The 23771-nt window shown below is 39.5% G+C and carries 19 protein-coding genes; 2 read left to right on the forward strand and 17 right to left on the reverse strand.

Annotated features, from left to right (window positions below; genetic code table 11):
- The first annotated feature begins 57 nt into the window (after positions 1-57).
- Positions 58-1650, forward strand: coding sequence for a phosphoenolpyruvate carboxykinase (ATP) (gene pckA, locus EHQ16_RS13450; RefSeq protein ID WP_135633774.1), 1593 nt, complete (start codon positions 58-60; stop codon positions 1648-1650).
- A gap of 197 nt (positions 1651-1847) precedes the next feature.
- Here pckA and EHQ16_RS13455 read toward each other — a convergent pair whose 3' ends face one another.
- From EHQ16_RS13455 to EHQ16_RS13535, 17 genes are all read right to left on the reverse strand, one after another.
- Complete coding sequence (locus EHQ16_RS13455) at positions 1848-2447, reverse strand: hypothetical protein (RefSeq protein WP_135633771.1); 600 nt, start codon at positions 2445-2447, stop codon at positions 1848-1850.
- A gap of 234 nt (positions 2448-2681) precedes the next feature.
- Positions 2682-3098: a DUF1761 domain-containing protein gene (locus tag EHQ16_RS13460; protein WP_135633768.1), complete on the reverse strand. Its 417-nt coding sequence runs from the start codon at positions 3096-3098 to the stop codon at positions 2682-2684.
- Positions 3099-3189: 91 nt separating this feature from the next.
- The gene (locus tag EHQ16_RS13465; protein ID WP_135633765.1) at positions 3190-3954 is read right to left on the reverse strand and encodes a helix-turn-helix domain-containing protein; all 765 of its coding nucleotides are present in this window, start codon (positions 3952-3954) and stop codon (positions 3190-3192) included.
- Between the two features lie 65 nt (positions 3955-4019).
- Positions 4020-4931, reverse strand: a complete 912-nt coding sequence (locus EHQ16_RS13470) for a hypothetical protein (protein WP_135633761.1) — start codon at positions 4929-4931, stop codon at positions 4020-4022.
- A gap of 9 nt (positions 4932-4940) precedes the next feature.
- Positions 4941-8378 carry an FN3 associated domain-containing protein gene (locus tag EHQ16_RS13475; RefSeq protein WP_135633758.1) on the reverse strand — a complete coding sequence of 1146 codons (3438 nt, stop codon included), beginning with the start codon at positions 8376-8378 and terminating at the stop codon, positions 4941-4943.
- Positions 8379-8672: 294 nt separating this feature from the next.
- Positions 8673-9197 carry an RDD family protein gene (locus EHQ16_RS13480; protein WP_135633755.1) on the reverse strand — a complete coding sequence of 175 codons (525 nt, stop codon included), beginning with the start codon at positions 9195-9197 and terminating at the stop codon, positions 8673-8675.
- 87 nt (positions 9198-9284) lie between these two features.
- Positions 9285-9803 carry a DUF1993 domain-containing protein gene (locus EHQ16_RS13485; protein WP_135633752.1) on the reverse strand — a complete coding sequence of 173 codons (519 nt, stop codon included), beginning with the start codon at positions 9801-9803 and terminating at the stop codon, positions 9285-9287.
- Positions 9804-9956: 153 nt separating this feature from the next.
- The gene (locus tag EHQ16_RS13490; RefSeq protein ID WP_208742298.1) at positions 9957-10895 is read right to left on the reverse strand and encodes a hypothetical protein; all 939 of its coding nucleotides are present in this window, start codon (positions 10893-10895) and stop codon (positions 9957-9959) included.
- A gap of 328 nt (positions 10896-11223) precedes the next feature.
- The gene (locus tag EHQ16_RS13495) at positions 11224-14142 is read right to left on the reverse strand and encodes a chitobiase/beta-hexosaminidase C-terminal domain-containing protein (RefSeq protein ID WP_244242083.1); all 2919 of its coding nucleotides are present in this window, start codon (positions 14140-14142) and stop codon (positions 11224-11226) included.
- A gap of 183 nt (positions 14143-14325) precedes the next feature.
- Positions 14326-14535, reverse strand: coding sequence for a helix-hairpin-helix domain-containing protein (locus EHQ16_RS13500; RefSeq protein ID WP_135633745.1), 210 nt, complete (start codon positions 14533-14535; stop codon positions 14326-14328).
- A 38-nt stretch (positions 14536-14573) separates the two neighbouring features.
- Positions 14574-16205, reverse strand: a complete 1632-nt coding sequence (locus EHQ16_RS13505; RefSeq protein WP_208742299.1) for a TPM domain-containing protein — start codon at positions 16203-16205, stop codon at positions 14574-14576.
- A gap of 45 nt (positions 16206-16250) precedes the next feature.
- Entirely contained in the window at positions 16251-17069 is an 819-nt protein-coding gene (locus EHQ16_RS13510; protein WP_135633626.1) for a carboxypeptidase-like regulatory domain-containing protein, read from the reverse strand.
- A gap of 724 nt (positions 17070-17793) precedes the next feature.
- A complete protein-coding gene (locus tag EHQ16_RS19685; RefSeq protein ID WP_135633655.1) occupies positions 17794-18171 on the reverse strand; it encodes an Ig-like domain-containing domain in 378 nt (125 codons plus the stop codon).
- 553 nt (positions 18172-18724) lie between these two features.
- Positions 18725-19516, reverse strand: a complete 792-nt coding sequence (locus tag EHQ16_RS13520; protein WP_135633623.1) for a carboxypeptidase-like regulatory domain-containing protein — start codon at positions 19514-19516, stop codon at positions 18725-18727.
- Between the two features lie 156 nt (positions 19517-19672).
- The gene (locus EHQ16_RS13525; protein WP_135633620.1) at positions 19673-20461 is read right to left on the reverse strand and encodes a carboxypeptidase-like regulatory domain-containing protein; all 789 of its coding nucleotides are present in this window, start codon (positions 20459-20461) and stop codon (positions 19673-19675) included.
- A gap of 112 nt (positions 20462-20573) precedes the next feature.
- Positions 20574-21320: a hypothetical protein gene (locus EHQ16_RS13530; RefSeq protein WP_244242085.1), complete on the reverse strand. Its 747-nt coding sequence runs from the start codon at positions 21318-21320 to the stop codon at positions 20574-20576.
- A gap of 66 nt (positions 21321-21386) precedes the next feature.
- The gene (locus EHQ16_RS13535) at positions 21387-22205 is read right to left on the reverse strand and encodes an LA_0442/LA_0875 N-terminal domain-containing protein (protein WP_135633614.1); all 819 of its coding nucleotides are present in this window, start codon (positions 22203-22205) and stop codon (positions 21387-21389) included.
- Between the two features lie 264 nt (positions 22206-22469).
- Here EHQ16_RS13535 and eat point away from each other — a divergent pair, with 264 nt between their 5' ends.
- Positions 22470-23771, forward strand: coding sequence for an ethanolamine permease (gene eat / locus EHQ16_RS13540; protein WP_135633611.1), 1302 nt, complete (start codon positions 22470-22472; stop codon positions 23769-23771).

Here is a 23771-nt window from a genome sequence, read left to right on the forward strand (position 1 = left end):
CACCGACTCGCAAAATAAGAAGCTAGAAAAACACAAAGTGAAATCGAGGAGAGATCCATGTCAGTATCTACTAATCTAAAAGGCCTTGCTGAACTCGGCCTAAAACCATCCGAAGTCTTCCATAACTTATCTTACGAAGAAATTTACCAGCACGAATTGAACAACAAAGAAGGTGTTACTTCTGATAACGGAACGATGATGGTAGATACCGGAATTTTTACGGGTCGCTCCCCTAAAGACAAATACTTTGTCGATGAACCTTCTTCCCAAAACAACATTTGGTGGGGCCCGGTCAATACAAAGGTTTCTGAAGCCATCTTCAACGAACTTTATGCAGAAGTAACCAAATTCCTAGATAACAAAAAACTTTATGTTTTTGATGGTCATGCTGGAACTAACGATGACACACGTATCTCTCTCCGTGTTGTCACTGAAAGAGCTTGGCAACACCACTTTTGCACAAACATGTTCCTTCGCCCTACAAAAGAAGAACTCGCAAAACTAAATCCAGAATTTACTATCATCAACGCTTCTGGTTACAAAAACACAAAATACAAAGAACACGGCCTTAACTCCGATGTATTTGTGATTTTCCACTTAGCAAAAAAGATCTGTATCATTGGTGGAACTGAATACGGTGGGGAAATGAAAAAAGGGATTTTCTCTGTCATGAACTACTACCTACCGCTCAAAAACGTGCTTACTATGCACTGTTCAGCTAACGTTGGTAAGGATGGAGACAGCGCTCTTTTCTTTGGTCTTTCTGGAACAGGAAAAACAACTCTTTCTACTGACCCGCACCGCAAACTCATTGGTGATGATGAACATGGTTGGGACGATAACGGAATCTTCAACATTGAAGGTGGATGTTATGCAAAAACCATCAACCTAGATCCAAAAACAGAACCAGAAATCTATGCTGCGATCCGTCGTGATGCTCTTCTTGAAAACGTTGTGTTTGATGCAGGAACTAAAAAAGTAGATTACTCTTCTGCTGCGAAAACAGAAAACACACGAGTTTCTTACCCAATTTTCCACATCGACAACATCCAACCAGGATCTAAAGCAGGTCACCCGAACACTGTGATCTTCCTTACTTATGATGCTTACGGTGTTCTTCCTGCGGTTTCTAAACTTTCTATCGAACAAGCAATGTATCACTTCCTTTCTGGTTACACAGCTAAGGTTGCGGGAACTGAGCGCGGTGTGAAAGAACCACAAGCAACTTTCTCTGCTTGTTTCGGTCAGGCGTTTATGACTCTTCACCCAACATACTATGCAAAGTTACTCGGTGAAAAAATGAAGAAACACAAAGTAAATGCATACCTAATCAACACAGGTCTTGTTGGTGGAAAGTATGGTGTAGGAAAACGTATGAACCTTCCTGCGACTCGCCAAATCATCAATGAAATCCTGAACGGAAACATTGAAAAATCCGAGTTCGAAAAACACCCAGTATTCCAAGTTTCTTTCCCAAAAACCATCGAAGGTGTGGATTCACATATCCTCAACCCACGTAACGCTTGGGAGAACAAAGAAGATTACGACAAAACAGCTGCTGACCTTGCAAAACAATTCGTTGAGAACTACAAAAAATACCTTACTGGTTCCAAAGAATTTGACTACAGCCAATACGGTCCAGTAGCGTAAGGATTTAGTTAGAAGATTTTAAACTACGCCAACTTACTTTGTTAAGTTGGTTAATTGGTTTAGATCAAAGCCGCTCCTCCGAAAGGAAAGCGGCTTTTTTTGTGCCTTAGAAGTTTTGGATTTTTATTGGTAAAGAGAATGAGTTTTCTTCTTCAAGTTTTTATAAAAACCTGAAGAAGAAAGTAGATTGGTAGGGTTTATTTCTTTTTGTTCTTAAAGATATTATTCTTTTTGATTTCAACGCAAGTTGCTCTTAACAAATCTTGTCTTTGTGCCATGATTGTATCAACAGGTTTGATAAATACATTTGCGAATACCAAAAAAATTTGTCCGACAAAGGAAAGGGACTCTCCTTTTGAAAATTCACCGAGTACATTTTCTTTTTTGTCTTTTAGAATCGACTTTACTGTAATGTTAGACCGTGTGTAAGCAGGAATGATTCCTAAAGTAGCACCGGAGATAGCAGGAGAAATTGTCGTAGATAAAACAGTAGTTTCTTCTTTGACAGTTAAGTCCCAATAATATGTAGCAAGAACATCTTCTCTGGTCGTTGAAATCTCAGAACTTTCTTTTAAAGTATCTTCCGCCATTTTTAACCAAGAATCCAATAGAACCTGATTTGTTACCGGTTGGTGAGCATCATCCACAAGGTAGTGATACTTTAGGTTTACTTTCACAACCGGATTTTGAGGTGCTTCGTATTGCCTTACAGGTTCTGTATTTTTGTATTCTCCACTTCGAAAACTGAGACAGTTGATCGAGAGGATCGTCAACAAGACCAAAAGAATTTTGTTCATTTTTTACTCCACATGCCCAAGTGAATTGGGCAGTAGACAGAGGAATAGAAGGTTTTCAAAAATAGAAAGTTTTTTCTTTTATTTTTAAGTTGTTGGATGAAAAAAGTTTGGTGTTAGTTTCCCACGGCTTGGTGTTTACACGCTTAGGATTGGTATGGGGATTTTTGTTCCATTCTAAAACCGATCGCACCCTTCGCTTCACTCTCCCGTCTCACCCAATCATATAGAAAATTTTTAAAAATTTGGAACCAAAATCATAGCAGCGATATTGATTCCTACGAGGTGGTAGGCGCTGGAAATGATGCCATATAGAATGGGCCTCGGAATGTTTGGATTGATGGCGATAGTAAAGGTATTGGCAGCTAAATATCCAATTCCAATCAAAGATCCCCATCGGAGTGCATCGGCCATTTGATTGATTTGCAAGGCGGAGAACAAAACCGCTGTGGTGACTAAATTGAATAGAGTACAAATTCCAGGGCCAATGATAAATATTGGTGCGAGTGGTTCCTGTGTTTCGTTTTCTTTTCCAAGAGAAAATCTATACGGTTTTGCAAAAAGAACAGTAAACCAAATGTAACCTAGAAAAAAATAGACAAGGAATGCCAATCCGATAGCAATCCAATTCAAATTGAATATAATTTGTAACATAAACGATCTTCCTTTGGTAGATAAGTATTGAATGTTTATAACGAATTTTTGTAAGGAAGGATTGTAAAAAATCAGGACGGTAAGATTTTTTTTACGCTAAAAATTCTGTGGGTGTTTTGCCTGTGAACGATTTGAATTCTTTTATGAAATGTGATTGGTCAAAATATCCAAAATCATAAGCAAGTTTTGTGAAAGAATTATATTTGGGAATTTCTCGAATCACCGAATTCATTCTTATGATGGAAGAAAATTGTTTGGGAGTATTTCCGATCACTTCTCGAAATTTCTTTTCAAAGGTATCGATACTTAAATTCACAATGGAGGCAATGTCTTTGATTTTAATTGTTCCTTGCGAATGATTCATTTGAGATATCGATTCTAAAATCCTTCGATCCATGGTTTTGTTTTTGATTGTTTTTAATAGAAAATTCTCGAGATGATGGATTTTTGAATGATTGTCCTTTGTTTCCTGAAGTTTTGAGTGGAGGTCATTTAAATCAGTTTTAGCAAATAAATCAAATCCAGAAATTCCAATTTCATTCAATTCATACATAGACATATTGAACAATGAAAATGCTCCCCATGGTTGGAACTTAACAATTATGATCTCGGTTCCTTTGGAGAGTGTATTGTGTTTTACCGTTTTTCTAAGCCCGGATAAAGAGATAGGAGGCAAATGATTCAGTTTTGATTGGATCCGATAGTGATGATTCCCTTTGAGTTTAATTGTCAGTACAAATGAGTGGTGTGGCAAAATTGACTTATTAAAATCCTCATCACATTGAATGAACAGATAACTCTCAATATATGGACTGAGCTGTGATTGTGGTTTGTATTCAATGACAGTTGGGATCATGAGAATTGATCCCAATCAAACATAGTTTCTGCCTTTGTAAAGGACGAAACTCCATGGTTATATCGTTAATGTGTATTCGAAACACCAAAATAGATGGAATTATGAGTATCAACCATTCGAGTGTATTTGTTTTCACCATAAACATAAAGTTGATTTGTTGCACCATAATAAGTATAAGTCGTTTGGTCCATGTTGATGGATCGAACTATTGATTGGTTTCTACTGAATCCAACGTAGAATCTTAAATTATCATAGAACTTATAAGATAATGAAATCTCTGCTTGGAATCCTAAAATTTCTGTTATGTTATTTGGATTGGATTTAACCAGGTAAAAGTATGGGCCATATGTGTTTTCATGATACACCGAGTTACTAACTCTTTGGTTGGTATAATTTCTCCTTCCATAAGTTACATAAGGATCAAAACCTAAATTTAATTCCAACCCATCAACGATTTCGATTTTACTTCGAATCGGCACTGAAATTCCATAGGAATTTATTTTGTCAGAGTTGATATTAGATGCATATTCGTAATTTTCAACTTTATAAAATCGATCGATTTTTAATATACCGAGCCCAAAGTAGAAAACCTGATTCTCAAACGGCAGATAGAAAAAATTAAACCTATACTCTTGTCTTTGTACATTGCCAAATCCATAGGTAGTCGGGAAAAAACCATTATAAAAGTAATACGCTTTGTAATAAAGATCATAAGTTTTGATATCCACCATATCAAAATCAAAACCAAATTTTTTATTAGTATTCCGATATTTAAAAAAAGGTAAATAAACAAGTTCTTTGTTGTTTTTTAATTCGGACTTGTTGTATCCAAAAGATTTAGTTGTTTCATACGGAAAATAAGTAAAATTTTGTGCTTTGAGTCCATATTCAAAAGTTGTTGGTTTATTTTTCGATTCTTCTGCATAAAGAATCGAAGTGGAGATTAAGAATATACTGATTAATGTTTTTAGTTTCATTGATTTTTGTTACCAGATAAATAAGGAAGGTTTTCTAGCGTTTACACCATTTTGGGTGACTACAAATAACTTTCCATCAAACGGATTGATTAATGCATCTGGATATGTGCCAGAATAATCTGCCTGTCCTACCGATATATCAGTATGTGTACAGTTCGATCCATTAAAATCGCATCTTGTTAATCTCGGCTTGTGTCTAATGTTATGGTCTTGGTATACAACTAAGATTTTTTGATTTAGTAGATCAAGAGTTGAGCTCATATATCTGTGACTTGTCAACATACCTGAGTTATAAGAAATATCTACGTATGTGCAGTTAGTGCCATCCAAATCACATTGAATTAAACCTGGTTTACCACCTCCGCTGGTTCCTCCGCCAATCGTACCAAAATGTACTGCTACCATTATTTTTTTGCGAATAGTATCCACGTTTAGACTAGGAAATAATCCATTCGTATTTCCTAGTGAGATGTCGGTATGCGTACAATTAGTTCCATCCAAATTACAGCGATATAAATTAGGATTTGTACCGGTGCCAATGCCCGTTGTTACAACTAATAGCTTTTTGTTAATTGGATCAATTTTTACAGATGGATAGAGTGCCGAGTTACTTCCTTGTCCCGCAGAAATGTCAGTATGAGAACAACTATTCCCGTCTAGGTTACAACGAAATAAACTAAGTTTGCCGTTGTTTGCATCATTTGTTGTTACAACTAGGAGTTTTTGATTGTAATCATCGATGACAATTTTTGGCCCGTATTTGTGTGAGGCTGAGTCTCCAGCAGAATTCGTTCCTTGGCTCGCCGAGATATCGCTATGAGTACAATTTAATCCATTTAAGTCACAACGATAAAGGCTTGGTTTGTTGTCATTGGCACCATTTCTTGCTACAACTAACAACTTTTGATTCACAAAATCTATCGCTGCATTTGGGTTACGTCCCGAGTTGGTTCCTTGTCCCGCAGATAAATCTGAGTGGGTGCAATTGGATCCATCTAAATCGCATCGAAAAAGGCTTGGTTTGCCATTATTGGAATCATTCACTGTCACAACCAATAACTTTCGGTTGATGGAATCTATATTTGCTGAAGGAATCGCTCCAGAAATGGATCCAGAACCGGCTGAATTTGATCCCTGCCCAGCAGAAATATCGACATGGATTCCTACTGTATTTGTTCCAGGAGGTGTCGTTGTTGTAATCGCACTTGCTTCAAACATTGAAACGGCACTGCTTCCCAAGGCGTTATTCACCACCACTCTAAAGTAATACAAAGTCCCACCAGTAAGTCCCGTAATCGTTGCATTGGGATCAGTCACTGGCCCAAAACTCGACGAAGCTGTTGTCACCCCAGGACTTGTACTGTAGTACACAGTGTACGATGTAGCACCAGCCACAGGCCACCATTTTACAATCGCACTCGTTCCTCCTGCTTGTGCTTCTACAAAAGCAGGAGCATTCGGTGGGCCCACATGAAAACTTTGGTTCCCTGCAGTGCTTAGGTTTCCTGCCAAGTCACGTGCCAAGTATTTGACTTGGTTGCTACCATTGGAAAGCGCAACAGGCGAAGAATACACAGTCCCATTGGTGACTGCACCACTTCCATCAAACGTAGGTTCTGTGCCGTTCAGTGTATAAATAATTTTATCACATCCACTTCCACTCGTGTCAGAACAACTAAGTTGGAGTTGTGTTCCTGAGGCAAACGGACCTGATCCAGATGGAGATGCCATCGTGACAATAGGAGCCGTAGTGTCTTTACTAGTTGTGCGAGTGGTTGATCCAAAGCTTCCTACAAGATTTGCGACACAAATGCGGATGGTATTTTCACCCTCGCTAAAATGAGAGTTTACGATTGTTGAAGTAATGTCCGTAGTCGCCAAGGCATTTCCAGTAACATTGGCATCACTTCCTGTATTGGTTAGAGCCGTTCCAGTAGAACAACTAGATCCGCCTAGACGGATTTGGTAAGTTCCAGCTTTGGAACTTTGCCAGCTGAGCGATACATTCGAAGATCCATTGATGGCTGCTGTATGGGAATTCACAGTGATGGTTGCCACCTGCGTATCCACAGTATAGTTTTGTGAACTGACTCCAGAAACATTTCCCGCTTTGTCCCGAGCCACAAACTTTGTATAGGTGATGGCACCATCTGTCATGGCAAAAGCTGCTGTGTATAAGGTTCCACTACTTACAGTTCCCGTTGTTCCTTGGATCGTCGGATTTGTTGGAGCTGAACCAGCTTGGACAGCATAAGCAATCTGCTCACATCCAGAACCACCTGTGTCGGAACAGGATAGAGAAACTGAAGTGGCTACTCCATAACTTCCTGCACCTGGATCCGCAGTCACAGTGGGTGCTGTATCATCTCGTTGCAAACTAACAGAAACAAATCCTGTCAGTCCATTGGATGCAGTCACACAGATGCGATATGTCTTTGTACCTTCGCCAGTGAAATGAGTATGGGAACGAACAAATCCTTGGTCTACGTTGGCGGTAGCAGATCCTGTTGTCGCAATAGTTCCTGAATCACAAGAACTTCCTTCTCGAACGGTAAAAGAGCCAGACCTGTCCGACCTCCAAGTGGCAGTGGAACTAGAGATTGCACCAGCGCTGGCACTAATGGCAGACGAAGATTGGCTGACAAGAGTGAGAGCTGGAATCTTGGTATCGATCGTATAGACAATGCTAATGGGTGTAGAAACGTTTCCTGCTAAGTCACGACAGATGGCTTGGAGGGTATGGCTTCCTTCTGTGGAGAGGGAAACTGCTTGGGAAGATTTTGTGATGATGGTTCCATTCTTCGGCGCGAAGGTTGGAGCCGATGCATCCAAGGTATAAACAATCGATCCTGGAGCTTTGTTATCGGAACAAGTGAGAGTTGTGGTTTGTGTTGTGGAAAAAGTTCCGGTTAACAAGGAACTGGTGATGGTTGGGGGAGTGGTATCACTCAAAATGGTGACGATAGCCGTATCGTTCGGCGTTCCATCCCCATCGGTATCAAAACCTAACGGATTTCCATTTGCATCCACTATGATGACCACAGGATTTCCTGTTCCCCCAGGCCCTGTGGTGAGAAAACCGGGTGGATTGGGACTAATATAATAATCAGGTAAGCCATCTCCATTCGTATCAACGGCATCGGGAATTCCATCGCCATTGGTATCGATCAGGATTAGGTTGGGAGTGGTTCCACCGGTCAGATTGATTCCATCGGAAACTCCGTCTCCATTAGAATCGACTAAGGTTCCATCGGGTTTTCCATCACCTGACAGATCGACTGCGGTTCCAGGTGTTAGGTTTTGAGAAGAGGAAGAAGGGGAGCCGCCGACGAGACCAAACAATAAAGCAAATACATTCGAGCCTGTTTGAGAGTTAGTACCAGGAATTGGAAAACAATAACTGGTGAATAAAGAAATGAAAAGAACTAGATAAACATGGTTTCGCATAAAGAGATTATTTTTGCCTAATATTCTAAATTAAGATTTAAAAATAAAGCTGCTGAATGTCCTTTTACAGGCAAGTAAAATAGCCTAGAGCATAAGAAAACTCCCAAATTACCGCTAGGAACGTTCTGAAATCAGTAAAAAAACGTTTTTAACGGTTTGGGATCTAAATCGCGATCGAGACGCAGTAATCAGGCGATTTTTTTTGGAATCCAATCAGCATTTTGGTAATCCAAAATTAGCCTAATGTTTATTAAAATAATTCTATCGTTTCAACAAAATGAACGAAACATCCGATTAAAAATATTCTTTGATCAATTGATAGTATGAATTCAATAATATGAAAAAACAAAAGGCAATCAATACCATTCGACCTATTGATATGGGTTTGAAAACTGGTTTGAGTTTTAATACTTTATCCCAATGTGTAGTTCCATTTTTGAATAAGTACAATATGTTAAATAGAACAAATAAAGTTGAAATTTTTGGAATCATAAAGCCCAATCCGAAGCAACAAACATAAAATGAACGGTTGAAAATTGTTGTGATGGGTATCTGTTGGTTTTCATTTTCCTTTGATACTAAGTGGATATTAAAAATCTTTTTTCCTAAACTGCCATTGGCAAAAAATTGGAAGGAAGTATCATATACAAGGAATACAATAAAAGCCAGTATATATGGGAGAATTTGGTTTAATATTTCTCCCTCAATATGAACTAAAATAAAATCTGTCAAATGGATCGATAATAATTCTGCGGCTTTAATGTCAAAAAATTTCGCGAGAATACGGGCAGTATAGTGGTTGTTAGGTTTCTGGTTCAATTTTTATTCTACAGTTTGAAATTCTAACTAGATTCTAAAGGGCTCTCTAAGTCGGAGCCCTAGAAATCATTAAAAAAAGATTTTCGCTTATTTCTTAAATGGCATCTCACCTAAATAATCTTTTTTCCCAACTTCTACTCCGTTATGCCGGAGAATCGCATAGGCAGTTGTTATGTGGAAATAGAAATTTGGGATCGCATGGTTTGTTAGATATTCAAAACCAGTCAGATATTTTCCTTCCCATCTTGGTAGAGATATTTTTGTTTCAAAGGCTGATTTGAAATCTTCTGCTTTATACGTACCTAAGTATTGGATCACCGAACTGATTCTTTGTTTTAGTTCCTTTAGGTTTGTTTCTGAATCATCGTGAACCGGTGCTTCTTTGCCCGATATCCGAGAAACACAAAGTTTCGCAGTGTCACAAGCAATTTGGATTTGTTTTGTTAATTGGAATTGGTCAGGGAAGAGTCGTGAACCCAGTAAGTTCTCAAAAGGAAATTTTTTAGTTTCGGCAAAACTTTCTGCTTTTTCTAAAATTGAAATTAAGTTCTCAAGTCCTTTTTTAAAAGAATTGATAGAGATTTCGTAGACAATGGATTCATTCATTGTTCTATTCCAAATAATTGTAATAGGTTACGCAATCGAATAAATCTAAAAATTTGGATGTAAGTTTATAAAAATTTGTTCTCGGTTGAGAAACATAGAAAGCTCGGAGTTGGCCTTATATTCATAACGAAAAGGCCAACTTTGCGGAGAAACTTATATAGCAATTCCACCAGACAAAACAAGTTCTAAAAATCCAAAATTTTGAGAAGCACGGTTGGAACCACCACTTGTGAGAACATCTGTTAGATCTATATAACCACCCTTACCACCGAGTTCCAGAAAGTAAGTTCGAGAAAACTCATACCGAGTGGCAACGTATCCAGAAACACCGTAACCAGAAAGATGGAAGTTGTTGTTTTGACCTTTCCCTAACACGCGTACGTCGCTACGACAAACCACAGGCCCTGCTCCAATTGTAGATACCAAACTAATACCGCTCATCCCATCAGAAGAAGTATAAAGGGGTGTGATCCAACCGAAGTCCAAAAATAAATAATTCAATCCATCGGTATGTTCGTATTTGAGAATGTCAGGTGTTAAGGATATGGTTTGGTCTCCACCGTGATAACCCGCCATTTCCTGCACATGTCCAGGAAAAAGATAAATAAAGGCTGCTGCTTCTGGAGACAAGGCTAGTTGGTTTTTGGCAATCACACCTGGGTCAATGTAACCGGAATACTTCACCGGTTGGCCTGGTGTGACCACATACTTCATATGATCCTGACCAAAAGCCAAAAAGAACCTGTCGGTGAAGAAATAACTAATCTTTAAATTGTATTGAGGGATTTCAAATTTGGAAGGGTTTAAATAAACCTCTGCCTTAAACGATTCCGGTTTATCTTTTGCGTTCACGTCTTTGAGAGTATACTCGTAACCCGGGCCGCGGAAATTAATATCGCTTTGTGTATAATAACTTCGATTGTAACCCCATTGGAAATTCCATCTACCCTTCTTATCAAGAATGGTTTCGGTAGGTTCATTTTCGTTGGCTGAAATGGAAGAATTAAAAAATAGGCAAACAACAAAAACAAAAAGGCAATGTTTGATAGAAATAAACAGGTGTTTATTCCTGGAATCATACAGATTGGACATAGCGCCATATTCTAGATAGATACTAAAATAGAATAGACGAATGTTTGTTTGGTTCTGAAAAAGAAGATATTTTTCAGTAGGGATAAATACTATATTTAATTTTGTTCGAATTGGATCGCGGTCTCTATGAGAGCGGAGGTTATTTTTTTCTGGAAATTTTTATTTTCTTTACTTCCTTAGATTTAAGGATTTTTGGGCGCCTCGAACTAGTTAGGTGATCTTACTATGATTCTAAACCGACCGGGCTTCCTCCGGGGTGCGCTAAACGCTCCCGTCTCACCCGAGTCGGGTGAGACCAAGCCCTTCGGATCCCGTGGCGCAGGGATGGTTACCAGATAAAGAGGGAGGGTTTGCTGAAGTTGGCACCGTTTGTGGTAACAACCAAAAGTTTTCCATTGATAGGATTGATTACCGCAGAAGGAATTAAACCTGAATTAGCTGCTTGCCCCGCAGATATATCAGTATGGTTGCAACTAGTTCCATCCAAATTACAGCGAAATAGACTTAGTTTGGCATTGCCATAATCCCCATTCTGCGTAATCACTAACAGTTTTCCATTCGTGAGATCTACAATAGCATTGGGAGAAAACCCAGAATTATTCCCTTGCCCCGCAGATATATCAGTATGGTTGCAACTAGTTCCATCCAAATTACAGCGAAACAGGCTTGGTTTGTAATTATTAAGCCTATTCTCTACGATAAGTAATAACTTACTGCTGACCCAATCTAAGACGATACTACCGTTGCTGAAAGCTAACGAACCAGCTAATTGTCCTGCTGAAAGATCGGCATGGGTGCAATTTGTTCCATCCAAGTTGCACCGGAAAAGAGAAGGTGTCCTATCGAAAATAGTGCCACCATTTTGAGTCACAACTAACAATTTGCTACTGACCTGGTCCAAGACGACTCTAGGTAGATAGCCAGAAGAATTTCCCTGCCCAGCAGAAATATCGACATGGATTCCAGTTGTATTTGTTCCGGGAGGGGTAGTTGTTGTAATCGCACTTGCTTCCAATAATGAGACAGTACTAGATCCAGCTACACTACTAGCCACCACTCTAAAGTAATACAAAGTCCCACCGGTAAGTCCTGTGATCGTAGCATAAGGATCAGCTACCGGCCCAAAACTAGTCGATGCTGTTGTGACCCCAGGACTTGTGCTAAAGTACACAGTGTACGATGTGGCGCCTGTCACAGGCCACCATTGAACAACGGCACTGGTTCCTCCCGCTTGTGCTTCTACAAAAGCAGGAGCATTGGGCGGGCCTACATGAAAACTTTGGTTCCCGGCAGTGCTTACGTTTCCTGCCAAGTCACGAGCCAAGTATTTCACTTGGTTGCTTCCATTGGATAGTCCCACTGGAGAAGAATAAACGGTTCCATTAGTAACCACACCACTTCCGTCAAACGCAGGTTCTGTGCCATTCAGTGTATAAATGATTTTATCACATCCGCTTCCACCAGTGTCGGAACAACTGAGTTGGAGCTGAGTTCCTGAGGCAAACGGACCTGATCCAGATGGAGATGCCATCGTGACAATAGGAGCCGTAGTGTCTTTGTTTGTAGTGCGTGTGGTGGATCCAAAACTACCGATTAGGTTTGCGACACAAATGCGGATGGTATTTTCACCTTCGCTAAAATGAGAGTTTACGATTGTTGAAGTAATGTCCGTAGTCGCCAAGGCATTTCCAGTAACATTGGCATTGCTTCCTGTGTTGGTCAGAGCGGTTCCAGTGGAACAACTATTTCCACCTAAACGAATTTGGTAAGTTCCCGCCTTGGAACTTTGCCAACTTAACGATACATTAGAAGATCCATTGATGGCTGCTGTATGGGAATTCACAGTGATGGTTGCGACTTGAGTGTCCACGGTATAGTTTTGTGAATTGACATTGGAAACATTTCCCGCTTTGTCCCGAGCCACAAACTTTGTATAGGTGACTGACCCATCGGTCATGGCAAAGGCTGCGGTATATAAAGTTCCACTACTGACAGTTCCTGTTGTTCCTTGGATGGCTGGATTTGCCGGAGCTGAACCTGCTTGGATCGCATAAGCAATCTGATCACATCCAGAACCACCTGTATCCGAGCAGGATAGAGAAACGGAAGTTGCCACTCCATAATTTCCAGCACCTGGATCCGCAGTCACAGTGGGTGCTGTATCATCCCTCTGCAAGCTAACAGATACAAACCCAGTCAGACCGTTGGAAGCTGTGACACAGATACGATATGTCTTTGTGCCTTCGCCAGTGAAATGAGTATGGGAACGAACAAATCCTTGGTCTACATTGGCTGTCGCAGATCCTGTAGTCGCAATGGTTCCTGAAACACAAGAACTTCCTTCTCTAACTGTAAACGACCCAGAGCGATCGGATCTCCAAGTGGCAGTGGAACTGGAAATTGCGCCAGCACTGGCGCTAATGGAAGCCGAAGATTGGCTGACAAGAGTAAGAGCAGGAATTTTGGTATCGATCGTATAAACAATGCTAATCGGTGTAGAAAGATTTCCTGCAAGGTCACGACAGATGGCTTGGAGGGTATGACTTCCTTCTGTGGATAGAGAAACCACTTGGGAAGACTTTGGAATGACAGTTCCTTGTTTGGGAGAGAAGTTAGGAGCCGATGCATCCAAGGTATAAACAATCGACCCTGGAGCTTTGTTATCCGAACAAGTGAGAGTTGTGGTTTGTGTTGTGGAAAAAGTTCCTGTTAACAAAGAACTGGTGATGATTGGGGGAGTTGTGTCACTTAGGATCGTAACGATAGCCGTATCATTGGGTGTTCCGTCTCCATCTGTATCAAACCCAAGAGGATTGCCATTTGCATCCACAATGATGACCACAGGGTTTCCTGTCCCGCCAGGGCCTGTTGTGAGAAAACCGGGTGGGTTTGGGCTAATATAATAATCAGGTAATCCATCTCCATTCGTGTCTACAGCATCAGGAATTCCGTCCCCATTGGTATCGATTAAAATTAGATTGGGAGTGGTTCCACCTGTGAGATTGATTCCATCGGAAACACCATCTCCATCTGTATCCACTAAGGTTCCATCTGGTTTTCCATCACCTGATAGATCGACTGCGGTTCCTGGTGTTAGATTTTGTGCAGAGGCAGGTGACCCGCCAACAAGTCCTAAGAGAAAGGCAAATAGACTAAAATCTGTTTGGTTGCCACCATTGGAAAAGATTCCCACGCAATGAGTATAGGAAATCAATAGAAAGGAAATTAGAGTTAGTTTTTTTCGCATAACAGGAAGCCGTTTTTTACATATTTCCAAAATAATATTCGGAAATGATAATGTGGGTTCGAACTTGGGATGCGGACAACTAATTTTCATTAGTTTGTCCAAAAAGTGAACTTTTACCGCTAAAAACGTTCCAGAAAGAGGTTTCCACCGTTTCTAACGGTTTTGAAAATAAAGGTGAGTGAACTACGATTGATCTTTCCATTGGATCCCTCGTTTTGTTAGTTCGGCTTCAAGTTTTGGGAGGGAGCTGGGACCAAACCCATGCAATCGAAGTAGGTCTTTTTTCGTATATCGAGATATATCTTCGAGTTTTGAAATCCCAAGTTCACTGATCAATGCTCTCTGGGCAGGTGCTCCGAGAAAACTTAAAAAATTAGAATCATTTGTTTTCATATGCGATTCTTCCAATGCATCACTTGGGTAAAGGGCATCTAGTAGCTTCCCCCGCTTCCGCCCCCGCCCGAGGAACCACCTCCAAAACTTCCTCCGCCACCACCACCGCCCCCGCCACCAGAGGAACCGCCCGAACTGCTCTTTTGTTTTTTGGGAATGGTTTCGTATTCGGTGGCACTATGTTTGCAGTGAGCACAATTTCGTCTGACTTCTACCTTACCTGAACTACTGTAAGTTGCTTCTGACAAAATACGACTGGATTTGCAAACAAAGGTTTCGAACTTACATTCGGGGCAGGTCTTAATCTTACGAAAGGAAGTGCCTTTATGTATGTATTCTGGATCGATATTGGGAAATTTGAGAATGGAGTTGGCCTCACATCCCGGACATACCCAAACATCGTAATCTATGGAATTCACAAGCTCCTCAGAAATTTGACCTTTCGATAAATGGGCGTTATCCTCTTCTTCCGAAAGTTTGACCATAGCGGTTCCACATTTTTTACAGTTTCGTGGTATGTTTCTAATTTTCAATAGTCGTTCGCTTAACTTTCGCAAACGTAGATCACCCCAAAAGATGGCATAAACTACAATGAAGGCGATGGTTAAGAAAATGGAAATGGGGAAAATGGCATCATCCAAAAACTCAGAGAGAAGAGTGATCGTAAAAATAATGGGTGTGACAATCACTCCATAAAACAAAGGGAAGTCTGTTTTATGAACAATATGATATTTTGCTGTCGGAGAAGGAATGATCCAAACAAAAATCCTTTGTAACAAATGTAAGAATAAAAAAAGAGAAATATAACCAAAGACAAAGTATTGTTTGTATTCTCTTGTTTCTTCCTTTTCGATTCTTTCTTGTTCTGTAAGTTTTTCGTTTAAAAGTCTGGATTCTTCATCGTTTAAAAAATAATTTCCAGTGGTATTGTATTTATCGACAGTTTCTTCTAAAATTTTCTTTTCCTCGTCAGTGAGTTGCGAGTAGGACTTCCCTTGGTAGTCATATTCATCCGTTCTTTTGGATTCGTTGGTTGAGTCATTGTTTGAAGGATAGTCACTTATATCTGTCGCAACATTTGTATTAGATGCATTGAATAGTAAGTTTTCTACGGCAATTTCTGGATGGTTCCGTTTATTGATCAGTGCGGCAACCGTATCGGCATGCCCCTTTTGAAAGTTGTCTGCTTTGAATGCGGGAATGGTGTAAGTATCAATGATTCGTTTGACTGTGACATCTGGAAGGTCTCCTTCGAGACCATATCCAATTTCGATTTCCACACGCCTTTGGTCGATGATGTGTAAAACGAGGATTCCATTGTCTTTGCCTTTTTTACCAATTTTCCAATGATTAAATAAAGCAACGGCAAAGTCTTTTGGCACATAACTTCCGATTGTTGGCAAAGTCACTACTGCAATTTCCAATCCGCTCGAGGCCTCTTCGGCACTGATTATATTGTCGATGACGGACGTGTCTGTCAAAACACCGGCACTATCTTCCACCCAACTGTTTCTGAGTTCCTTGGGGTTGGGAACTTTGGAAACGAGCGTGTCTATGGATTCTTCATGGGAGGGGGAGCAGAAGGAAATAGAAAGCAGGGAGGTTGCTACTGCGAGAGTCAGTAGAATCTTATGGAAGTAGGTTTGTCTTGGGTTTAGAAGTGCATTCACGACCGCTAAATTGTAGAAGAGCGGTTTGGAATGTCAAGTCTCAAGTTAAGGGGGAAGCCCACAAGAGGATCCACAAGTAAAGGAAATGGTTCTTGGAGTGAGAGGAGTTCCTGACTGAGAACGAATCCCGGGGCCCAAGGAAATCGTATAAGTTTCGTTAACAAAGCCGTCTGGCATTCCATGAAGTGACTGGCCTTGTATGCTAACGCTTTCTACGGAAACTGGTGGAGTGATCAAAATATTCTCAGAAAACCATGTAGAGTAAGGTACTTCATCTTCTGGAAGTAGAATGATATCTGAAAAATAGAAAGAGAGCATTGATGGAGCATTTTCTACGTAAGTATTATTTTTTGGACCCGAATCAGTAAGTTCAAAAAAACTAGGTTGGTTTCCAGGGGGATAAGCAAAAAAACTCGAAACTTCCACAAGACTAGAATTGTCTTTGATTTCCGTAACTCGAATGTCTAGCGGTGAAGAAACAAGAAGTGTGAAGCTAAAATATGAGGAGCCACCTTTTGTCACAGCAAATGTGGTGGAGCCAGTTGATAAATGAATGAAAAATCTTCCACCAGAATCCGTTGTTGCCGATGAATCTAATCCATCAAGTCCATTGGATCGGCTGTTGACGGTCAGTATTGCATTTGGAACTGCTGCACCTGTTTCATCACGAATTTGGCCAGTGATAGAAATGGCAATGGATGTTGGAGTCAGTCCCAATAGAGGGAGTCCTAGGAGAATGGATGAGTCTTCTTTGGGATCTGGAACCAGGACTTTTTGAACCAATGGGTTGTAGTAGCAGTTTACTAGGTTAAGTAGCAGAACTAAAAGTAAGGAATATTTGAGTTTACGTATGATTAACTTCATTTTCGTAAATATGGCACCTTACATGATGAGGCGCAGTAGCATAATTTTATGCTAATATATGAATTTTATGATATTATATTTTTTTGTCAAAGATAAAACGCTATATTCCATCTATTGCGTGATGGTAAAGTCAAAGATTTAGAAGGTTGGATTTAGATGTCAAATCTCTAGTTAAGGTCCGCAAGTGGCAAGGCAGGTAAAGTTAATGGTTCTTGGAGTCAGAGGTATTCCTGTGGTTGAGCCAATAATTCCGGATCCTAATGTGATTGTATATTTCGTTGTTTGTGAAGAAAATCCATCGACCAATACAATTAAAGATTCTCCTTCAACACTAGTATTTCCTAGTGAGAGCGATGGTGAAACCTGTATGTTTTCGCTCAACCAAATGGCCTCTTGACCTTCCGGGGAAGGTTGTGGTTCCAGTTTGGTCGCGGATTTGACCTGTGACTGATAAGGCGTTGCGGTAGTCAGTCCCAAAAGAGAAAGCCCTTGAATTAGGGATCGGTCTTCTTTAGAGTCAGGAACTAAGATTCTTTGAACGAATGGGTTGTAGTAACAGTTGGCTTAGTTTATCAACAGAATTAGAAGTAAGGAAAATTTAAATTTTTGTATGATAAACTTCATTTTCGTAAATTTGGCGATCAATGTATGACCTTTGCAGAGTTATATGCGAATATATGAATTTTTCGATATATGATAACTGTTTTTCAAGTGAAAAAGCGCTTTATAGGGCTGCGCATCCTGATATACAGGTAAATGTAACCTTTGTTCCAGGAGCCATCGGTTTACCTGATTTTACCTTTATTCCTGATCCAAATGTAGTTGTATATGTGTTTCCTGTACCTACGGGAGAAGATATGTTGAGATCAAATCTATTATTAGATATATTTACCGTTGAAGTGTTGAATTGTATTATGGATTGAGTTTGTATAATATTTGTAGCGATCCAAGTGCTCGCATTGGAAGCATCAATATCTAATGTTTCTGAAAAGGTAAAAGAAAATGTCGTTGGGGAAGACGTAATGTTTTCTCCATCAGCAGGGCTGGAACTTAATAGAAAAAAATAAGGAGATGGTTGTGGCGCGGAAGCAGGTGCAGCAATGAATCCCGCACCTGTTACATTTGGTCTTCCTTATTTCTGAGATGGTTTTTATTGGGAATAGAAGAGTCTATAAATTGTAAGTGATAAGCAATAGATGAAGGTTCAATTTATGATAGGAATGCAAAAAACTATAACAAATGACTAGGTGGCTAACGGAACAACTCTAAAAATATAAAACCAGTGCAAATAAAAAACTAAAAAAATTAAATATTTATCTAGATTTAGCTGAAGCATTAATCGATGAATCATTAACATGTATTTCTTTATTCCAGAAAATGAAAGGGTTAAAATCTTTTTCTAAAAATCTTTGAGTAAAAGAAAGAACTTACAAAGAAAAAGTAACTAAATCTTAGAAGCGATCTTATATAGAGGAACGAGATTAGCATAGATTTAGATATTGATTTTAGTTTTATATTAGAAATTGTTTACGTAATGCGACATTTAAAGCTCTAACTTTCCTCCTGAAATCAAGATCGTTCCTAGTTGATTGGCAAAGTTCCAACCAAAAATGTTATTTTATAGGATGTCTTTTCAATACTGTGGAAATTGTTTTTTATAAAGCTAAAGCACCGATTCGAAACCGGATTGTGGTTGGTTTCATGCTCTTACCTGTTGTAGACTTAATTCCCGGCATAAGTGTTAAAGTATAATCATTTTGAGGTAAATACGACAAACTATCTATCGCGAAATTAACATTGTTACTGGCAACACTTGCAGAATAAAGACTTAATGCGGGTGATATTAAAAAGTTTTCATTTCGCCAGCTGTTGTTATCAGAAGGTAATTCAAGATTCTCTGTAAAAAAGAAACTGAAGCCTGATCCAACTGTAATCGCATAATTTGCGTTTGCAACGACTAATCCATTGTAGGGCATTGAAGAAGTTAAGTCTAAGAATGAAATATCCCCAAGGGAAGAACTATACGCTTCTAAATTATAAACTGTATACGTTGAATTGCTGATTGAGTTTAAGGTTACGATCGGTGGTGTGACAGAAAGTTCGATTCTAAATACAGTTCCAAGATGATCCACCTCAAGGGTCATTGTCCCAGCTGAGCCTACTAATTTAAATCGACCTGCTGAATTCGTTACACTTTGATTTGTAGTATCTGTTGAATCAGCAATTTTCACGGTAGCCCCTGATACTCCCGCCCCAAGTGAAATCAATTGTCCTGTGACAATGATGGAAGAAGGTCCTAAACCAAGTAGACCAAGGGTTGAATTGTTATTTTCCTCTTCCGTCGGGTTTAAGATGCCATTCACAAACGGATTGAAATAACAATTCCCAAGCAACATCCATAAACTCAAAATCACTGAAACAGATCGTAAGTTAAGTCGATGGTTCATATCTTTTCTCCAGAATACGGGGATTGTTTTAAAAAAGAAAATTACCTTAGGTTAGAAACCTAAGAGATTAATTATATAGGAATTATGGATGTTTGGCAAGAAATTTATTGATTAATCTGATAGTTAGATGAGTTATCTCTTTCGTTCATAAAATTCTTACAGTGGCATTACACTCTCAATTCGAAACCGAATGGCTGGTTGTTTTAGAGCTTTGCCTGTTGCGGAACGAATGCCTGGCATCAAAGTCAGAACATAGTCAGTTTGTATGCCATAATTTTCTGGTGGTATAACAATGGTAATAGAGTCCGGTGAAATCCCAAGTATACCTAATCCAATCGTCGGAGATACTATGAAGTTTTGGTCTCTCCATAAGTTGTAATCTCCAACCTCCTCAAGATTTTCGGAAAATTTAAAATAAAAACCAAACCCGAGTATAGACGTATAATTGGAACTAGTAATGATCAACCCGTCATATGGTCGTGAAGAGACCAAATCAAAGTATGATGGAATTTCAGAGGTTGTAGGATACGTTTCTAAGTTAGAAACAGTATAACCAGAATTTTCTATTGAAACCAAATGAGCGATGGGGGGCATCACTAAAATTTCCAGTTTGAATTCGGTTCCATTATGATTCACTTGGAGCTGCAAAGAACCCGCAGGGCCTGTTAAATGAAAACGACCAGCTTCATTTGTAACCGTTTTGTTTGAATCCGATCCAGCGATTTGGATGGTGGCACCAACGACTGCGATACCGTCATTTGTTTTAAGTTGGCCTGTAATTCCGAAAGTTGTCGGAGCAAAACCCAATAGACCTAAAAAAGCACCCGAATTCTTTTCTTCTTCCAGCGGGTTTAAGATTCCATTCACTACCGGATTGAAATAGCAGTCAGAAAAAAAAGGAAGAAAGATAATTAGAAAATAGATCTTGTGGATTTGTATTCTCATAAATTACCCTCCAATTCTTTTTATAAAAATTTTGCTACTGAAACAAACAGTAAATCAATGCTTCAGATTTCTTACTGGGTAGATCTGGTATTGCCTTGGGAAGTAAAGAATATTAGAATTCCCCTGTCATAAATCGAATTGATGTAGGTCGTATCGATTTCCCAGTCTCTGATTTGATACTAGAATTCAAAGTGATAGTAAAAGGGGTAAAGGGAGGGAGTGAGCCACCTGCTAGAACAATGGTTACATTATCTTTAGAAATACTTGTATACTCAAACCCAATTGATGGATTTACAATTATATTTTCGGCTGTCCAAAGAGCAGAATTAGAGGGCATTTCTAAGAACTCAGAAAATTTGAATACAAGGTTACCATTGATCGTAGTTCCGTAGTTACTATTATCAACAAGGAGCCCATCATAAGGCATGGATGATGTCAACTCCAAATAAACAGGCTCTTCTCCAAGGACATAAACATCTAAGCTTTGGACTGAATAACTAGAATTGTTAATGAAGCCAACAGTCGCCCCCATTGGTGTGACCATTAATTGGATGGTTACTAAGGTACCTCCATCCGAAAATTGTAAGGTTGCCGGTCCCGTTGGGATATTTAGATAGAACCGTCCTGCCGTATTGGTTGTAGAAGAGTTAGTATTCTTCGAAGAAAATGAAGTAGTTCCTAAGCTGACCTCTACGCCAACAAGTGAAACACCCAGTTTTTTGATTTGTCCTGTGATGCTAACTGTAGATGCTGAACCCCCAGCTAATCCAAGGAGTGCGGACGAGTCAGACTCCTCTACCTTTGGATTCAGTAAGTCATTCACCAAAGGATTAAAGTAACAGTTCGTCGAAGAAAACAAAAAGACGAAACCTATAAGAATTGGTTTTCGTAGTATCGGAGAAAAATGCTTCATGGTATTCTCGGATTACTTCTTCTTCTTTAAAGCTTCTAAATCTTTTTCAAGTTGTTCTAACTCGTATTTTTCTTCTGCTTCTTTCAATTCTTGTTCGGTTCTGATTTGTTCTACTGCTTCATCTTTGATGCGTTTGATTTCGGAATCGGAAACCATGCGGAAACCATTTCCTTCGCAAACATCAACAACAATTGTCTTACGAGTGACTGTAATGAGAAATCCACCGAGCAGGGTGATTGCCATATCTGTCCAAGTTGATGTTTGTTTGATACGAACTGGGCGGTTGTCTTTGGGAAGTAATTCATCCCAATTTGGTTCGCTAAAACGTAAGGCTCCAAACAACCAAAAGTATTCTGGATATTCTTGAAAGGATTGGCACTTGGCTGCTTCGGGAGCAAGGGTGATCATGTTTCCGTCAGCCACAGAACCAAGCACAAAAGAATCACGAAGGCTATGTGTTACAACTTCGCCTCCTTCTTGTTTGGCTTTCTTTTCTGCTTCTTGTCTAGATAGTTCTTCTCTACGTTTGCGGATTTCTTCTTGTTTGGCTGCAATGGCCTTTTCTTTTTCTGATTTCCGTTTTTCTTCTTCTTCTTTACGAATGTTTTCTTCTTCCGATTCCGCAATGTCTTTGTAGATAATTTTTAGGACAGTTTTTTTGGAAATCACCATGTGTTTTCCGTTTTGTGTGTCCACTTCGACACTATCCACGTTTTGATTCGTGACGATCCCTTTGATGGATTTGCCTTGTTTGAGAAGGATGGTTTGTACTGCACTTAATGGAAAAATGAAAAATAAAAGTATAATTAAGGTTAAATTTAAGTTTCGCATTTTTTAGATCCGTTTTCTAGTATTTTCCCTATATTATTAGGATTTAGAATCATTTGCAATACCGAAATTTTTCATTTAACAGAAATACTTCGAGAAATGGGTCTCAATTTTGCAATAGTATGGATGTTTCTCGCCAAACAATCCCATTCGAACTTGAAAAAGTTGCAGATATTAGATGTAGTATGATTCGTATATTAAGTTTTTTGATTCAATGTCAGTGTTTGATTTCTATAAGTACACAATTGTTTCAGCAAAAGAGGTGGTATGAAAGAAGATCCAAAAATGCATAAAGTTCTACATTCTGTCCATTTATGGGGCATTGCTGTTGGGCTTGTGATTTCTGGTGATTATTTTGGTTGGAACTTTGGATGGTCCAAAGCTAGTTTTTGGGAATTTAGTTTTGCTGTTGTTTGGATCGCCACCTTCTACGTCCTATTTGCCCTTTGTTTTACAGAACTTGCTGCCAGCATCCCACAATCGGGTGGGCCTTCGGCTTATGCCAAAAGGGCTCTCGGAGATTTGTTTGGCCTTGTCACAGGGTATTTGGTTCTTGTGGAATTTTTGCTTGCCCCACCTGCCATTGCTTCGGCCCTCGGGGGATACATCCATTTTCTTTTTCCCGTCATTCCAGAGTTTGGTGCCGGGATTGTTATGTTTTGTTTGTTGTTGTTAATCAATTTAACGGGGATCAAACAAACCGCACGTTTTGAATTATTCGTCACACTTGTGGCCGTGTGTGGACTTTTGTTTTATTTAGGATTTTTGGTTCCACATGTATCTTTTGATCGTATTCCTAAATTTCCAGAAACTACTTCTATCTCCTGGGGTTCCGTTTTTCTTTCCATTCCTTTTGCCATTTGGTTTTTTTTGGCAGTGGAAGGTGTGGCTTTGGCTTCCGAAGAGGTGCGTAACCCTGCGAGGGACATTCCCATAGGTTACACTGCTGGTATTTTTACTTTGCTTTGTTTGGCGGGACTCATTTTTGTATTTACTGCTTCTGTTGTAGATATCAAAGAAATTTCTGAATTGGATTATCCTTTATCTTATGTATTGCAGAAGTTATACGGTAAAGATCAGGTTTGGCCTTTTGTATTTACCTTTATTGGTTTATTCGGCCTTGTGGCTTCCTTATTTGGGATCATTCTGGGTAACTCTCGGTTGGTTTATGCTATGGCAAAGGAAGGTTATTTACCAAATTACCTTTCAAAATTAAACAAAGGTTCTTCGGTTCCAGGGAATGCAGTTCTTTCAGGTGGAACCTTGGGAATTTTTTGTATGTGTTTTTTAGATACTGCCGAACTCATCACAATTTCTGCGTTAGGTGCTTGTGGGATGTATCTATTGAGTTTGGTTTCTTATTTTGTTCTCCGTAAAAAAGAACCCAATATGCCAAGACCCTACAAAGCACCATTGTATCCCATCCTTCCTGGAATTGCGCTTGTTCTTGGGATTGTGGCCTGTGGTTCGGTTTGTTTTTCCGAACCTTATTTAGCACTTGGAGTTTTAGGTTTTGGAATTCTACTTGGAATGGGTTACCATTTTCAATCCAAAAGATCACCTAGTTGA

The sequence above is a fragment of the Leptospira kanakyensis genome (genome assembly GCF_004769235.1).
Classification (GTDB): Bacteria; Spirochaetota; Leptospiria; order Leptospirales; family Leptospiraceae; genus Leptospira_A; species Leptospira_A kanakyensis.